Genomic DNA, 14,025 nt, shown 5'->3' on the forward strand with positions numbered 1-14,025 from the left:
AGATCCGCACCCTTCCCGACGGGCGATTCGGGGTTAGAGTCCGAATCGGTTCGGCCAACGGGACGGGGAGGAGATGTCGGCTCTTCCCTGGCGTGCGCGGATCTACGTCGTCGCGGTGTGTGTCGCGGCCCTCGCGGCCGCGTCCACCGTGATCGTCACCGGAACCGATCCGGTGGCCCTGGTCGTCATCGGCCTGCTGTTCGCCGTGCTCGACCCCCTGTCCACCGTCTCCCTCGGCCGCGGCCGTGGGGTGACGCTGTCCGCGAGCTTCCCGGTGTCGCTCGCCGCCGTGATCCTGCTCGGGCCGGCGGGCGCCGCGATCGTCTCGCTGGCCAGCGCCGCCTACCAGCCGTCGCGGCCGCCGTTGGTCAAGCGGCTGTTCAACGCCGCCGAGCTCGCGGTCTCCGCTGCCTGCGCCGGAGTGGTCTACACGGCCCTCGGCGGCCAGGAGAAGCTCGGTAGCGACGACTTCCCGCTCGTCCTGCTCGTCGTCGTCGCGACGACCGCCGTCTACTGCGCGGTCAACGCCGGACTCGTGGCCGGCGTTCTGACCCTGGCTCAGGGCGTGCCGTTCGCGCACGGCCTGCGGACCACCCTGTCGACCGGTCTGGTCGGCTACCTGCTCTACGGGCTGTTCGGCCTGATGATGGCGGTGCTGTGGAGCACCGAGGTCGGTGCGCTGGCCGCGGTCCTCGTCCTGCTGCCCCTGCTCGTCGCCCGGTGGGCGTTCGGCCAGTACGCCGCGGAGCGGGAGGCGTACGAGCGCACCGTCCGCACTCTGGTCGCCGCCGTGGAGACGAAGGACCTGTACACCCGCGGCCATTCCGAGCGCGTGTCCACCGGCGCCGAGCTGATCGCCCGCCGGCTGAACATGTCCGAGGACCGGGTGGAGCTCGTCCGCTTCGCCGGTCTGCTGCACGACATGGGCAAGCTCGGGGTCCCGACCCGCCTGCTGCAGAAGGACGGACCGCTCTCGCCGGAGGAGCTGCAGATCATCGCGCTGCACCCGGTCCGGGGCGTCGAGATGGTGCGCGAGATCGAGTTCCTGCGCGAGGCCTACGACGGGATCATGCACCACCACGAGCGGGTCGACGGGCGCGGTTACCCGATGGGCCTGAAGGGCGATCAGATCCCCGAGTTCGCTCGGGTCATCTCGGTCGCCGACGCGTTCGACGCGATGACGTCCACCCGCTCCTACCGGCCGGCTCGCCGGACCGCGGAGGCGATGGCCGAGCTCGAGCGGTGCATCGGGACCCACTTCGACGCCCGGATGGTCGAGGCCTTCGCCGCCGCGATCGCCGAGTACGGCTGGACCGCCGCCGAGGTGCCCGAGCCCGCCGCCGGCGCCGCGACGCCCGCCGTCCGCTACGACCACGACGACCCGACCTCCGCCCCGATGCCGCCGCCGGTGGCCCGGCCGATCCGGGAGGACCGGTGAGGTCGCACGTCGGGCCGCTGATCCCGGTCGCGGCGGTCGTCGTCGTCGCCGCGGTCGCGCACACGGCCGCCGTCGGGGTCGTCGACCCATGGGTGGCCCTGGCGTTCGCCGCCTTCGTCGGCTTCGGCGAACTCGTCCGCCTGACGCTGCCGGGGGAGCGGGACGCCGCCCCGCTCGGCGTCGCCGGCGCGCTGGCCTACTGCCTGCTGCCCGAGGTCGCCGGCACCCCGGCCGAGCACGGGGCGTCCCAGGTCGTCGCGGTCGCCGCGATCGGGATCCTCGTCGGCGGGTTGCCGCACGCCGCGGCCGGCCGGGTCGTCGGGCTGGAGGACGCGGCGCGGCGCCTGCTCGTCGTCGCGGCCGCGGCCGCGGCCTTCCGACCGGTGGTGGACCCCGACGCGGTGGGGCTGGACCCCGGCCCGGGGCTGGCCGCGGTGATGATCGGCGTGCTGCTGGGGGTCCTGATCCTGGACGCCCTGCTCGCGGCCCTGAGCCGGGCCTCGACCGAGCGAGCCCGGCTCGGGGCGACGTGGCGGGACGAGCTCCGCACCGAGCTGAGCATCGGCTCGGCGATCGGCGCCACCGGGATGTTGATCGCGCTCGCGGTCGGCGTCATGGACCTGTGGGCGATCCCGGTCTTCTGCGCCCCGCTGCTGCTGACCCAGTTCTCCTTCCGCCGCTTCGTCGCGATCCGCGAGACCTACCTGCAGACCGTCCGATCGCTGTCCCGCGTCACCGAGCTCGGCGGGTACACCGAGACCGGCCACGCGCGCCGGGTCAGCGAGCTCGCGCTCGCGGTCGGCCGCGAGCTCGGCCTCGCCGGCGACGACCTGCGCGACCTGGAGTACGCGGCGCTGATGCACGACCTCGGGCAGCTCTCGCTCGCCGAGCCGATCCCGGGCGGCGCGACGATCATGGTCGACGCCGGGGAGCAGCGCCGGATCGCGGAGGAGGGCGCCCGCGTCATCCGCGCCACCGGCGTGCTGGACCGGGTCGCCGACATGGTGGAGCGCTCGACCGAGCCGTACCGGCGTCCGCACGAGGCGATGGACCCGACGCTCCCGCTCGGGGCGTCGGTGATCAAGGCCGCGAACGCCTTCGACGACCTGGTCGGTGAGTCGACGTCGTCCCGGGTCCGCCTCGACGCCCTGGAGCGGCTGCGCCTCGGCATGGCCTACGAGTACGACCCGCGCGTCGTCGCGGCGCTGTCCCGCGTGGTCGAGCGGTCCCTGAAGAGCTCGGTCTGAGCGGGCGCATTCAGCGGGCGCATTCGGCGGGCGCATTCGGCGGGCGCATTCGGCGGGCGCATTCGGCGGGCGCATTCGGCGGGCGCATTCGGCGGGCGCATTCGGCGGGCGCATAGGGTCCCCGGCATGGATCTGCAGGCCGGCGCACCCAAGCGCAAGCCGCTGTCCCGGCTGGGCCGGAGCTGGCGGCTGGGGACGCTCGCGGTCGCCTTCGGCCTGCTGATCCACGGCTCCGGCTGGGGCGACGACGACCTGTTCCCGTTCGGGCCGATGTCCCAGTACTCCTTCCGCATCGACCCGAACGGCGAGATCCGCGCGCTCTGGGTCGAGGCCGACCTGGCCGACGGCTCGCACCGTCGCCTCGACATCTCCAACTCCGACGACGTCGGGGTGGCCCGGGCCGAGCTCGAGGGACAACTGCACCTGATCATCGCCGAGCCGCAGCGGCTCGCGACGCTCGCCGAGGCCTGGCAACGCCTGCACCCGGACCGCCCCGAGCTGCGCCGGATCGTGGTCGGGCAGGACGTCGTCGAGTTGCGCGACGGACGCCAGGCCGACCGGCGCCAGGACGTGTTCACGTCCTGGGACGTCGTGCCCGGCGCGGCCCCGATCGACCCGGTGCCGGGGTGAGCGGCGCATGAGGTCCCCGGAGCGGTGGTTCTTCCCGCTGGTCCCGAACTCGCGGATCGTCGTGCTGCGCGCGGCGATCTACCTGTTCGTCGTCGTCGACGTCCTCGTGATGGTGAACGACGTCGTGCCCAAGGCCGCGGCCGGCGACGAGTTCTTCCAGCCCGTGCTGCTGGCCCGGCTGCTCCAGCTCCCGGCGCCGGCCGAGGGCCCGCTGGAGGCCCTGCGGGCGTTCCTGGTCGTCGCGGCCCTGGTCGCCGCCACCGGGCGCCTGCCGCGCCTGCTCGGGTGGCCGATCGCCGTCGGGCACCTGGTCTGGGTGCTCTACGGCATGTCCTACGGCAAGGTCGACCACGACCACCTCGCGCTCGTCGTCGCGCTGTTCGTGCTGCCGACCGTGGGGCGCGCCCACCCCCACGACCACCGCGCGGACGAGCGGGCCGGGTGGGCGCTGCGGTGCGTGCAGATCGCCGTCGTCGCGACCTACACGCTCTCGGTCTGGGCGAAGGTCCGCTACGGCGGCTGGGACTGGCCGAGCGGCGCGACGTTGCTGTGGGCGGTCGAGCGCCGGGGGACGTTCCTCGGCGAGCACCTCGTGCACGTCCCCGAACTGCTCGTGGTCGCGCAGTGGGTGACGGTCGTCGCCGAGCTCGCCGCCCCGCTGGCGTTGGTGCTGCGTGGCCGCGCCCTCGGGCTGGCCGCCGGGTTCTATCTGGGCTTCCACCTCACCACGTACGCGGTGATCTCGATCCACTTCCTGCCGCTGGTGGTGTGCTGGCTCGCCTTCGCCCCGCTGGAGAAGGTCGCCCAGCGCTGGCCCGGCGTCCTCGTCCCGCGGGTCCGGGGCGGGTGGCCGGCCCGGTCGGATCAGTCCGGCAACCGGCAGGCCGCGGAGCCGCCCGGGAGCCGGTAGCGGTTGGCGGCGATCAGGCGGTAGACCCCGTGGGCGATCCAGCGGAACGGCGGGATCCGGAGCACCGCCCCGGGGACGGCCCACAGCCGGCCGCAGTCCAGCAGCAGCCGGGCGACGGCTTGCGCGCCGCCGTCGATCCGCCCGTCGGCGCCGACCCAGACGATCTCGTACTGCGCCTGTTCCGGCCGGACGCCGTACGCGGCCAGGTCGACGCGCTGCCAGGGCCGGACTTCGGCGGAGGTGGGCATCCGGCGGGTGATGAAGCGCGCGCACCGGGAGCAGAAACCGCAGTCCCCGTCGAAGATCAGCAGCGCTCGGCCGGTTCCCATCGGTTCATGATGCCGGACTCGGTGAAGATGCCCCGACGGCGATAGGCCGCCGAGAACGCGTACAGCCCGGCGCCGGCGGCGATCGCGACGTCGCCGAGGCTGTCGACCTCCCGGTGGCCGGGGATCGGGACGGGGATGCGGTCGGCGAGTGGCGCCATCCGCGTCGCGCCGTCGAGCGGCTCGTGGCGGCCGTCGGTGTCGAGGGCGAGTCGCTCCACCGGAATCCCGGCGCGCACGGCCGCCGCCTCCGAGACCGGCATCGCGCCGTTCACCACGACGACGAGCGCGTTCGCGCAGACCCCGGCCGCGGCCAGCGCGACCCCGGGCGTCCGCAGGTTCCCGGCCGCGAACTGCACCATCAACGTCGCCGAGATCGCGAGGCAGAGCGGGTACGAGTAGGCGACCTCCGAGGCCACCAGCGGCTCGGCGAAGTGCACGCCCAGCGCCGCGACGAGCAGGCTGACGCGGCGCAACGGCGGCGCGGCCAGCGGACCCGGGCCCCCGGCCAGCCGGCCGAAGGCGAAGGCCGCGACGAGCACGAGGACGGTCAACCCCACGAGGGTTAGTGTCGCAACGCAGGACCGGTCGTCGCGGGAGCGACACAGGTGGTCACGAGTTCGTCAGCAGCCCGTCAGCGGAGGGAGGATCGGATGACCGAGGGCACGCTCGGCGTCCGGGTCGAGCTGCCCGGCACGGTGGCCGCGGTCGCCGTGACGCCGGGGACGGCCGTCGCCGCCGGCGCCGAACTGCTCCGGCTGGACTCGATGAAGATGGACATCCCGGTCCGGGCGCCGCAAGCCGGGACCGTCCGCCGCGTCCTCGTCGGCGTCGGCGACCGGCTCCAGCAGGGCGATCTCGCGGTGGTGCTCGACCTGCCCTGACGTGCCCTCAGGTGACCGGGCCGTGCGCGGAGCAGTGAGCCTTCCAGCCGTTCGGCACGACCTGGACGACCAGGCGGCGCTTGCACTGCGGGCAGTAGCGCGGGGGCTCGAGTTCGCGCGACCTCCGGCAGGCCTCGTGCGTCGACTCCGGGGAGGGGCCGAGCTCGTCGCCGCAGCGGTCGCAGTAGGTGGGGGTGGTCACGGTCACGCTCACAGCTCTGGTCTCACAACATCGTCGTCCGGGGGTAGGCCACCGTCGGGTCCGTGACCACGTTGACCAGGTAGGGGGCGTCGGCCGCCAGGGCCCGGTCGAGGGCGGGTCCGATGTCCTCGGGCCGGGTCACGATCTCACCTGCGCCGCCGAGCGCCGTCACCACCTCGTCGTAACGGCACTGCGGGGCGAGGTCGGCGACCACGTCGTAGCCGTACAGCGCCTGCATCGGGTGCTTCTCCAGGCCCCACATGCCGTTGTTGCCGACGACCAGGACCACCGGCATCCGGTGCCGGACCAGGGAGTCGACGTCCATCAGCGAGAACCCGGCGGCCCCGTCCCCGAGCAGGGCGACGATCTGTGCGTCGGGGCGGGCCACCCGCGCCCCGAAGGCGTACCCCAGACCGGTGCCGAGGCACCCGTAGGGGCCGGGGTCGAGCCAGCAGCCCGGACGGCGCGGCTCGACGAGGCGACCGGCCCACGAGACGAAGTCGCCGCCGTCGCCGATCATCACGGCGTCCGGGTCGAGCCGGGGGAGCAGTTCGCCGAGGATGCGGGCCGGGTGGATGTCCGGGGTGTCGGTCGCGAGCAGATCGGTGTCCTTGGCCGCGCGGGAGGCGACCAGGCCCTGCAGGTGGGCGGCCCACTCGGGGCGGCCGGGCCGGTCGCCGAGGGCGTCGGCGAGGCCGGAGAAGATCGCCGACAAATCGCCGGCGGCGGTCGCCGCGGGCTGCACCAGTCCGCCGCCGAGTCGGTCCGGGGCGTCGACGAGGTGGACGACCGGCGTCGGGTCGTCGGCGTCCGGGCTGCCGAAGCGGCCGAAGCCCAGGCGGAAGTCCAGCGGGGTCCCGGCCACGAGCACCAGATCGGCGCCCCCGAGGGCCTGCCCGCGGGCCTTCGTGACCAACAGCGGGTGGCCGGCGGGCAGGACGCCGCGGCCCTGCCCGTTGGTCACCGTCGGGATCGAGAACGTCTCCGCGAACAGGCGGGCGGACTCTTCGGCGCCGTCGGTCCAGACGTCGGAGCCGAGGATCAGCACCGGCCGCACCGACGAGCGCAGCAGGTCGGCCACCCGGTCCAGGTCGCCGCCGTCGGGGGCGAGGCGCGTCCGTTCCGGCGGTGGCGGCAGTGCCGCCTCGGCGTCGCCGAACAACTCGTCGATCGGGAAGTCGACGAACGTCGGCCCGCGGTGCGGCGTCGTCGCCAGGCGGAGCGCCCGGTCGAGGTAGGCGGGCACGTCGGCGGTCGTCGGCGCGGTCGTGGCGAGCTTGGTGACCGGGGCGAGGATCTGCGGGTGATCGAGCTCCTGGAGCGATCCCGCGCCCCACAGTCCGGCCGGCGCGCGGCCACCGAGCACGAGGACGGGGGAGCCGTTGAAGTGCGCGGTGGTGATCGCCGAGACGCCGTTGGTGACGCCCGGGCCGGCCGTCAGGACCGCGAGGCCGGGACGCCGTTCGAGCCGCGCCACCGCCTCCGCGGCGAAGACCGCACTCTGCTCGTGCCGGACGTCGAACAGCGGCATCGGCGGGTCCGCCTTCACCGCTCCGTCGTAGAGCGGGAAGACGTGCCCGCCGGAGAGGGTGAACATCTCCCGCACGCCGTGGGCGCGCAGGACGGGCAGGGCGAGGTCGCCGCCGGAACCGGAGAGCTCCATCCGGCGAACCTACTGCGCGTCCGGCGGCCGCACCGGTCCCGGAGCCGGCCTACTTCGGGATCGTGATGTCGAACGACCCGGCGATCTTGCCGTCCTTGAGGCCGCAGGCCGCGTAGCTGTAGTTGATCGTGTACGTGCCCGGGCCGGCGTAGGTGTTCGTGACCGAGTAGGTGTCCGCGACCTCGTGCACGGTGCGGGTCTCCGGGCCGGTGGGGCAGCGGCGGCCGGTGACCGGGACGTCGGCGGTGTTGCCGTCGCCCCAGGCGAGCGTCTCGCCCATGCCGATGTCCCGGGTCGCGGGTGTCGGGAACGTCAGGGCGGTGCCGTCCTCGGCCAGCGGCTCGACCACGTGGCCGGCGAAGGTGAACGTCAGGGTGAGCTCGCGGCCCACGCGCTGGTAGGCGATCTGGATCTTGAGCTGGGGCGCGGACGACGACGCGGTCGCGCTGGGGGACGCGGTCGCGCTGGGGGACGCGGTCGCGCTGGGGGAGGTGGGCGCGGTGGGGGAGGTGGTCGCGACGGTCATCGGCCGGTCGTAGGCGACCGGGGCGGTGCCTCCCGCGCCGGAGCCGGCGCCCGAGGCGACGCCGGCGGTCGCGAGCGCCGTGGCGGCGATCGCCGCGGCCCCGACGGCGGCCACCCGCCGCACGGTGCGCCGGTCGGCCTCGGTGGCGGCAGCGGACTCGTGCGCGTGCGACATGGCGGGATCCCCCTGTTTGCGAGTTATGCCTGTTACGGGTGATTCCCTTGTAGCACGAGTGACGTATGGGATTAGTGGGGGCGCGCCGGGACGGCGTCGGCCCGGTAGTCCTCCGGAGCGGTGCGGTCGACGCCGGCGGGCACCTTCACCGCACGGAACAGGAAGGTGCCGACGATGCAGACGGCGAGGTTGACCAGGACGGCGACCAGGCCGGGGTAGATGGTCTTGTCGGTGTCGAACCCGAGGTCGGACCACCGGTACAGCGAGCCGCCGAAGTGCGCCTTGCCCGTCGCGGGGTTCTCGGTCGTGTAGAGCATCGACAGTCCGACGACCATGCCGGCCACCCAGCCTGCGATCAGGGCGCTGCGGTGGAACCAGCCGCTGTAGAGCCCGAGCACGATCGCGGGCAGCGTCTGCAGGATGATCACGCCGCCGATCAGCTGCAGGTCGATGGAGAACTGCGGGTCGAGGACGAGGATCGTCGCCACCGCGCCGGCCTTGACCACCAGCGAGGTGATCTTGCTGACCCGGGCCTGCTCGAGGTCGTCGGCCTGCGGGCGCACGTAGGCCTTCCAGACGTTCCGGCTGAACAGGTTCGCCGCGGCGATCGACATGATCGCCGCCGGGACCAGCGCGCCGATCCCGATGGCCGCGAACGCGATGCCGGCGAACCAGGCCGGGAACTGCGAGTCGAACAGTTGCGGCACGATCGTGTTCGGGTCGGGCTTGCCGTCCGTGACGATCGGCTTCACCCCGGCCGCGATGGCCATGTAGCCGAGCAGGGCGAGCAGGCCGAGCACCAGGCTGTAGGCCGGCAGCGCCGCCATGTTCCGCTTGATGGTGTCGCGGCTGCGCGCGGCGAGCAGGCCGGTGACGCAGTGCGGGTAGAGGAAGAGCGCGAGCGCGGAGCCGAAGGCGAGCGTCGAGTACCCGAGGATCTGCGCGTCGGCGAGCGTGATGCCGTCGTTGGGGTTCGGGCTCGCCTCGAACTTGGCGTCCGCCGCCGCGAAGATCTCGTCGAACCCGCCGAGCTTGTAGGGGATGACGATGATCGCCGCGATCACGACGATGTAGATCAGTGTGTCCTTGACGAAGGCGATCAGCGCGGGCGCACGCAGTCCGGCCTGGTACGTGTAGGCGGCGAGGATCGCGAACGCGATGATCACCGGCCACTCGTCGGTGCCGAGGAACTCCTGGGTCCCGAGGCCCATCGTCTTCAGCACGGCCTCGATGCCGATCAGCTGCAGCGCGATGTACGGCATCGTCGCGACGATGCCGGTGAGCGCGATGATCAGCGCCAGCGCGGGGGAGCCGTGCCGCGCCTCGACGAAGTCCGCCGCGGTGACGTAGCCGCGGGCGCGGGAGACCGACCACAGCCGCAGCGCGACGAAGAAGACGATCGGGTAGACCACGATCGTGTAGGGGACCGCGAAGAACCCGAGGGCGCCGGCGCCGTAGACGAGGGCGGGGACGGCGACGAACGTGTAGGCGGTGTAGAGGTCACCGCCGATCAGGAACCAGGTGATCCACGCGCCGAAGCTGCGCCCACCCAATCCCCACTCGTCGAGGTGGTCGAGGTTCGCGGCCCGCCAGCGGCTCGCCGCGAAGCCGAGGACGGTGACCAGCGCGAAGATCAGGATGAAGATCGTGAGCTGGACGCCCTGGACGTCGATCTCGGTGTCGGGGACCGGCATCGCCGACTACCCCTCGTCCCGCGTCAGCCGGTAGACGGTGAGCGTGCACAGCACCGAGAGCGGGATCCAGAGCAACTGGTACCAGTAGAAGAACGGGACGTCGAGGAGTTGCGGGTCCCGTTTGTTGTAGACCCAGGGAAGCAGCGTGCCCAGCAGCGGCAGGGACAGCAGGACGGGGATCGAGAGCCTGCGTTGACGCATGGCGAACCTTCCGGCCCGGGGGCTGACGTGATGTCAGAACCTACCGGCGGGTTCCCATGATCAGAAGGTGTCGGCGAGGGCCTTGATCGGCATCTTCAGCTCGTCGAGGAGGGCCAGGTCCTCCTTGGGGTCTCGGCCCAGGGTGGTCAGGTAGTTGCCGACGATGACGGCGTTGATCCCGCCGAGCAGACCCTCGCGGGTGCCCAGGTCCCCGAGGGTGATCTCGCGGCCGCCGGCGTAGCGCAGGATCGTGCGGGGCATCGCGAGCCGGAACGCGGCGATGGTGCGCAACGCGTCCTGCGCGCTCAGGGGTTCCTGATCGCCGAACGGGGTGCCCGGGCGGGGGTTGAGGAAGTTCAGCGGGACCTCGTCCGGGGTCAGCGTCGCCAGCTGGGCGGCGAACTCGGCCCGCTGCTCCAGGCTCTCGCCCATGCCGACGATCCCGCCGCAGCAGACCTCCATGCCCGCCTCGCGGACCATGGTCAGGGTCTCCCAGCGCTCCTCCCAGGTGTGGGTGGTGACCACGTTCGGGAAGTAGGAGCGGGCGGTCTCCAGGTTGTGGTTGTAGCGGTGCACGCCCATGGCGGCGAGCTCGTCGACCTGGGCCTGGGTGAGCATCCCCAGGGAGGCGGCGACCTGGATGTCGACCGCGGCCTGAATCGCCGCGACGCCCTCGCGCATCTGCTTCATCAACCGCTCGTCCGGACCCCGGACGGCGGCCACGATGCAGAACTCGGTCGCCCCGGTCGCCGCCGTGGCCTTCGCCGCCTCGACCAGCGCCGGGATGTCCAGCCACACCGAGCGGACCGGGGAGGTGAACTGGCCCGACTGGGAACAGAAATGACAGTCCTCCGGGCACCCACCGGTCTTGAGCGAGACGATGCCCTCGACCTCGACCTCGGGCCCGCACCAGCGCATCCGCACCTCGTGCGCCAGCGCGAGCAGGTCCTCCAGGTGCTCGTCCGGCAGGTTCAGCACGGCCAGCACCTGGGCCTCGTCCAGCCCCACGCCACGCTCGAGCACCTGCTCCCGCGCGGTCGCGAGGAGGTCGGCCGGGTCGGTCGCCAGCGGGCGGTCTTCGAGCGTGGTCATGGAAATCCTGTCGTTCGGGGGTGAAAGCACGGTACCCAGCGTGCCGCCGGGCCCCGTCAGCGGTGGAGAGTAGAGAGGTGCTTCGCCTTGAAGCCCGCCGCGTCGAAGGTCCCGCCGAACTGCGGGGACAGGCCCGCCTTCGCGGCGGCGAGGAAGGCGGCGCGGCTCAGGGAGCCCGCGTTCTCGGGGAGCGCACCGGCCAACGGCCGGGCCGCGAGGGTCTCCAGATCCATCAGGTTCGTCCGGTGGGCCAGACCCGGCTCGGCCGGCCAGGAACCGAGGACGAGCCCGGCGAGGTCCAGCCCGCGGTGCGCCATCGCCTCCAGCGTCAGCGCGGTGTGGTTGAGCGTCCCGAGCCCGGGCTCGGCCACCAGCAGCACCGGCGCGTCCAGCATCCGCGCCAGGTCGGCGATCGTGCGGCCGTCGGGGTCGAACCGGACCAGGAGACCGCCCGCGCCCTCCACGAGGACGAGGCGCCGGGTGCCCCGCAGTTCGCGGATCTGCTCGGCGGCGGCCGTCAGGTCGAGCGGTGGCTTCCCGGCCTGGCGCGCTGCGGCGGCCGGGGAGAGCGGGCGGAGGAATCGCGCGAACTCGTGGGTGTCGGTGACGCCGGAGAGGCGCTCGATCTCCGACAGGTCACCGGGCTCGCCGAAGCCCATGCCGGTCTGGGCCGGCTTCACGACGGCGACGGGGACCCCGCGGTCCGCGGCGAGGGCGGCCAGGGCCGCGGTCACCATGGTCTTCCCGACGCCGGTGCCGGTGCCGGTGACGATCAGTGCGCTCATGCTTGCGAATTCAACCGTGCGGCCACCGCGGCCAGCGCAGCGCGGGCCCGTTGGACGTCGGCGTCCGTCAGGTCGGCGCGGGCCGTGACCCGCAGCCGGGAGACGCCGTCCGGCACGGACGGGGGCCGGAAGCAGCCGACCCGCACGCCGCGGGAGAGGCAGAGCTCGGCGGCCGCGACCGCCGCGTCGGCCTCGCCGATCAGCACCGCCGCCACCGCGCCGTGAGGCTCGGGGGAGTCGAGGCCGAGCGATCGCGCGAGGGCCGAGATCTCCCGGGCCCGGTCGCGGACCTCGGCAGCGAGCTCGGGGTGGCCGGTCAGCAGCCGCAGGGCGGCCAGCGCGCCGGCCGCCGTCGCGGGGGCCAGACCGGTGTCGAAGATGAAGCTCCGGGCGGTGTCGACCAGGTGCTCGACCACGCGGGTCGGGCCGAGGACGAGCCCGCCCTGGCTGCCGAGCGACTTCGACAGCACCGACGTGATGACGACGTCGGGAGCGCCGGCCAGGCCCGCGGCGTGCACGGTCCCGCGGCCGCCCTCGCCGACGACGCCGAGCGCGTGGGCCTCGTCGACGAGCAGGGCCGCGCCGTGCCGTCGGGCCACGGCGGCCAGCTCGGCGACCGGCGCGATCGCCCCGTCGACGGAGAAGACGCCGTCGGTGATCACGAGCGCTCGCTCCTCGGTGCGGGCGCCGAGCGCGTTCTCGACGGCGGCGACGTCGAGGTGGGGCACGATCTCGACCCGGGCCCGGGACAGGCGGCACGCGTCGACGAGCGAGGCGTGGTTGCGGGCGTCGGAGACGATCAGCGACCCGGCGCCGGCCAGCGCGGTGACCGCCCCGAGGTTGGCGAGGTAACCCGAGGAGAAGACCAGGCCGGCCTCGGCGCCGACGTGGGCCGCCGCGGCGGCCTCGAGGTCGCGGTGCACCGTCGTCGACCCGGTGACCAGCCGCGACCCGGTGGAGCCCGCGCCCCACTCCTTCGCGGCCGCGGCGACGGCCTCGGCCACCTCGGGGTGTCGGGCCAGGCCCAGGTAGTCGTTGGAGGCGAGGTCGAGGACGGGGTCGTCGGAGACGCGGTGGCGCAGGCGGCGGCGTAGGCCCGCCGCGGTCCGCCGCGCGGCGTGGGCGTCGAGCCAGTCGAAGGGATTCGCCGAGTTCGCGGGTCGAGCGGTCATCGCCGGCTCCCCGGCAGTCGGCCGGGCTCGAAGTGGGGCCCGGAGCTGCGCAGCGCCGCCTGCAGCGCCCCGAGGACCTCGACCCGCGCGGCGGGCGGGCCCGGGAACGGCTCACGCCCCGCGCTCGGACGGACGCCGAGCAGCAGCTGCAGGTGCAGCGCCCGGGCGAAGGCGACCGTGTTGCGGACCTGCGGCGGCACCAGTCCGTTCGGCTCGCCGGGGTCGTCCTCCGAGTGCGGCCGCCAGGCGACGGCGAGGTGGTCGATCCAGGCCTGCAGGAACACCGGCTCGACGGCGTCGCGGTGCAGCACCGTCATGGCGCTGTAGGCGAGGTGGTCCGCCTCCTGGCCGGAGAAGGCGTGCGGGGTGGGGCGCAGGAGGCGCTCGGCGAGGGCGTCGAGGAGGACGCCCAGCCCCTCACCCTGCAGGTGGCGCGACTCCGCCATCGCCCGCAGGAGCTCCGCGCCGTGCTCCATCGCGGCCGCGCGGCCGGCACCGGGGACGTGCCCGCGCAGGTCGCGCTCGGCCAGCAGCCAGCTCAGCCCGCGGTCACCCCAGCGGAGCACGGCCTCGCGGTGCATGCCGTGCAGGACGTTGTCGCGGTCGATCACCGCGGCCAGCACCCGCGCCGAGAACGAGCGCCGCAGGACCGAGGGCGTGCCGTCCTCGCCCAGGCCGGGCCGCAGGCCCTCGCTGATCCCGTCGCCCATCGCGGGCAGCAGGTCGTCGTAGACGCCCGCGGCGATCCACCGGAGCAGGACCGTCAGCGCAAGGTCGTCCCGCAGGTGCGGGTCGAGGTCCCCGAGCAGCTCGACGAGCTCGACGGTCATGTCGTCGAGACGGCGGTCGGTGGGGACGATCCCGCCCCGGGCCAGGACGTCCTCCCAGAAGCCGGGGTCCAACGCGGCACCGGCGCGCGCGCGCCGGTCCGGGTCGGTCACCGCGTACCTCCGCGATCGGGAGCCGGTCCGAAGGAGCGGGCCGGCGGGGCTGGGCCAGGGGATGGGGACTGGATAGCCGTGCGGGTCGCGTTGAATTTACCTGCCGGAGCCGACCGCCGGGCCGCCCGTGCCCGGCCCGT

General features: G+C 73.7%; 16 protein-coding genes. 5 read left to right on the top strand and 11 right to left on the bottom strand.

Translation table 11 applies throughout. From position 1 onward, the window contains the following. Positions 1–73: 73 nt before the first annotated feature. The 4 genes from SPOPO_RS30170 (at position 74) to SPOPO_RS30185 (ending at position 4,225) form a co-directional block, all read left to right on the top strand. Complete coding sequence (locus tag SPOPO_RS30170; protein WP_019876163.1) at positions 74–1,438, top strand: HD-GYP domain-containing protein; 1,365 nt, start codon at positions 74–76, stop codon at positions 1,436–1,438. Continuing rightward, positions 1,435–2,685 carry an HD-GYP domain-containing protein gene (locus SPOPO_RS30175; protein ID WP_019876164.1) on the top strand — a complete coding sequence of 417 codons (1,251 nt, stop codon included), beginning with the start codon at positions 1,435–1,437 and terminating at the stop codon, positions 2,683–2,685. Before SPOPO_RS30170 ends, SPOPO_RS30175 begins: the two co-directional genes overlap by 4 nt. A 126-nt stretch (positions 2,686–2,811) precedes the next feature. After that, positions 2,812–3,315, top strand: coding sequence for a hypothetical protein (locus tag SPOPO_RS30180; RefSeq protein WP_019876165.1), 504 nt, complete (start codon positions 2,812–2,814; stop codon positions 3,313–3,315). A 7-nt stretch (positions 3,316–3,322) separates the two neighbouring features. Further along, the gene (locus SPOPO_RS30185; protein WP_019876166.1) at positions 3,323–4,225 is read left to right on the top strand and encodes a hypothetical protein; all 903 of its coding nucleotides are present in this window, start codon (positions 3,323–3,325) and stop codon (positions 4,223–4,225) included. On the opposite strand, the gene SPOPO_RS0117120 is transcribed toward SPOPO_RS30185, so the two are convergent. After that, positions 4,180–4,554 (bottom strand): thiol-disulfide oxidoreductase DCC family protein, encoded by a 375-nt coding sequence (locus SPOPO_RS0117120; protein ID WP_019876167.1) that lies wholly within the window; start codon positions 4,552–4,554, stop codon positions 4,180–4,182. The genes SPOPO_RS30185 and SPOPO_RS0117120 overlap by 46 nt on opposite strands. Continuing rightward, positions 4,530–5,111: a DUF5317 domain-containing protein gene (locus SPOPO_RS33015; protein ID WP_019876168.1), complete on the bottom strand. Its 582-nt coding sequence runs from the start codon at positions 5,109–5,111 to the stop codon at positions 4,530–4,532. Before SPOPO_RS33015 ends, SPOPO_RS0117120 begins: the two co-directional genes overlap by 25 nt. A gap of 93 nt (positions 5,112–5,204) precedes the next feature. On the opposite strand from SPOPO_RS33015, the gene SPOPO_RS0117130 reads away from it, so the two are divergent. Beyond that, complete coding sequence (locus tag SPOPO_RS0117130; RefSeq protein ID WP_019876169.1) at positions 5,205–5,435, top strand: biotin/lipoyl-containing protein; 231 nt, start codon at positions 5,205–5,207, stop codon at positions 5,433–5,435. Between the two features lie 7 nt (positions 5,436–5,442). Here the strand turns inward: SPOPO_RS0117130 and bsaP are convergent, their stop codons facing one another. From bsaP to SPOPO_RS0117175, 9 genes are all read right to left on the bottom strand, one after another. Then, positions 5,443–5,643: a biotin synthase auxiliary protein BsaP gene (bsaP, locus tag SPOPO_RS0117135; RefSeq protein WP_019876170.1), complete on the bottom strand. Its 201-nt coding sequence runs from the start codon at positions 5,641–5,643 to the stop codon at positions 5,443–5,445. Between the two features lie 16 nt (positions 5,644–5,659). Further along, positions 5,660–7,300 carry an acetolactate synthase gene (locus SPOPO_RS0117140; protein ID WP_019876171.1) on the bottom strand — a complete coding sequence of 547 codons (1,641 nt, stop codon included), beginning with the start codon at positions 7,298–7,300 and terminating at the stop codon, positions 5,660–5,662. A 49-nt stretch (positions 7,301–7,349) separates the two neighbouring features. Further along, complete coding sequence (locus tag SPOPO_RS0117145) at positions 7,350–8,000, bottom strand: hypothetical protein (protein ID WP_028984862.1); 651 nt, start codon at positions 7,998–8,000, stop codon at positions 7,350–7,352. A gap of 71 nt (positions 8,001–8,071) precedes the next feature. After that, positions 8,072–9,694: a monocarboxylate uptake permease MctP gene (gene mctP, locus SPOPO_RS30195; protein ID WP_019876172.1), complete on the bottom strand. Its 1,623-nt coding sequence runs from the start codon at positions 9,692–9,694 to the stop codon at positions 8,072–8,074. A gap of 6 nt (positions 9,695–9,700) precedes the next feature. Beyond that, positions 9,701–9,895, bottom strand: a complete 195-nt coding sequence (locus SPOPO_RS0117155) for a DUF3311 domain-containing protein (protein ID WP_019876173.1) — start codon at positions 9,893–9,895, stop codon at positions 9,701–9,703. A gap of 60 nt (positions 9,896–9,955) precedes the next feature. Continuing rightward, positions 9,956–10,987 carry a biotin synthase BioB gene (gene bioB / locus SPOPO_RS0117160; protein WP_019876174.1) on the bottom strand — a complete coding sequence of 344 codons (1,032 nt, stop codon included), beginning with the start codon at positions 10,985–10,987 and terminating at the stop codon, positions 9,956–9,958. Positions 10,988–11,043: 56 nt separating this feature from the next. Next, positions 11,044–11,772, bottom strand: coding sequence for a dethiobiotin synthase (gene bioD / locus SPOPO_RS0117165; RefSeq protein WP_019876176.1), 729 nt, complete (start codon positions 11,770–11,772; stop codon positions 11,044–11,046). Beyond that, entirely contained in the window at positions 11,769–12,944 is a 1,176-nt protein-coding gene (locus tag SPOPO_RS0117170; RefSeq protein WP_019876177.1) for an 8-amino-7-oxononanoate synthase, read from the bottom strand. The genes bioD and SPOPO_RS0117170 overlap by 4 nt, the downstream gene beginning before the upstream one ends. Continuing rightward, the gene (locus tag SPOPO_RS0117175) at positions 12,941–13,885 is read right to left on the bottom strand and encodes a DUF2785 domain-containing protein (RefSeq protein WP_019876178.1); all 945 of its coding nucleotides are present in this window, start codon (positions 13,883–13,885) and stop codon (positions 12,941–12,943) included. Before SPOPO_RS0117175 ends, SPOPO_RS0117170 begins: the two co-directional genes overlap by 4 nt. Between the last annotated feature and the right edge of the window lie 140 nt (positions 13,886–14,025).

Origin of the sequence: Sporichthya polymorpha DSM 43042 (assembly GCF_000384115.1) — a bacterium.
Classification (GTDB): Bacteria; Actinomycetota; Actinomycetes; order Sporichthyales; family Sporichthyaceae; genus Sporichthya; species Sporichthya polymorpha.

Bases quoted from the DNA above. Each gene is read 5' to 3' on its own strand.
- SPOPO_RS30170 (WP_019876163.1), top strand. From the start codon at position 74: ATGTCGGCTCTTCCCTGGCGTGCGCGGATCTACGTCGTCGCGGTGTGT.
- SPOPO_RS30180 (WP_019876165.1), top strand. From the start codon at position 2,812: ATGGATCTGCAGGCCGGCGCACCCAAGCGCAAGCCGCTGTCCCGGCTG.
- SPOPO_RS30185 (WP_019876166.1), top strand. From the start codon at position 3,323: ATGAGGTCCCCGGAGCGGTGGTTCTTCCCGCTGGTCCCGAACTCGCGG.
- SPOPO_RS0117120 (WP_019876167.1), bottom strand. From the start codon at position 4,554: ATGGGAACCGGCCGAGCGCTGCTGATCTTCGACGGGGACTGCGGTTTC.
- SPOPO_RS0117130 (WP_019876169.1), top strand. From the start codon at position 5,205: ATGACCGAGGGCACGCTCGGCGTCCGGGTCGAGCTGCCCGGCACGGTG.
- SPOPO_RS0117140 (WP_019876171.1), bottom strand. From the start codon at position 7,300: ATGGAGCTCTCCGGTTCCGGCGGCGACCTCGCCCTGCCCGTCCTGCGC.
- SPOPO_RS0117145 (WP_028984862.1), bottom strand. From the start codon at position 8,000: ATGTCGCACGCGCACGAGTCCGCTGCCGCCACCGAGGCCGACCGGCGC.
- mctP (WP_019876172.1), bottom strand. From the start codon at position 9,694: ATGCCGGTCCCCGACACCGAGATCGACGTCCAGGGCGTCCAGCTCACG.
- SPOPO_RS0117155 (WP_019876173.1), bottom strand. From the start codon at position 9,895: ATGCGTCAACGCAGGCTCTCGATCCCCGTCCTGCTGTCCCTGCCGCTG.
- bioB (WP_019876174.1), bottom strand. From the start codon at position 10,987: ATGACCACGCTCGAAGACCGCCCGCTGGCGACCGACCCGGCCGACCTC.
- bioD (WP_019876176.1), bottom strand. From the start codon at position 11,772: ATGAGCGCACTGATCGTCACCGGCACCGGCACCGGCGTCGGGAAGACC.
- SPOPO_RS0117170 (WP_019876177.1), bottom strand. From the start codon at position 12,944: ATGACCGCTCGACCCGCGAACTCGGCGAATCCCTTCGACTGGCTCGAC.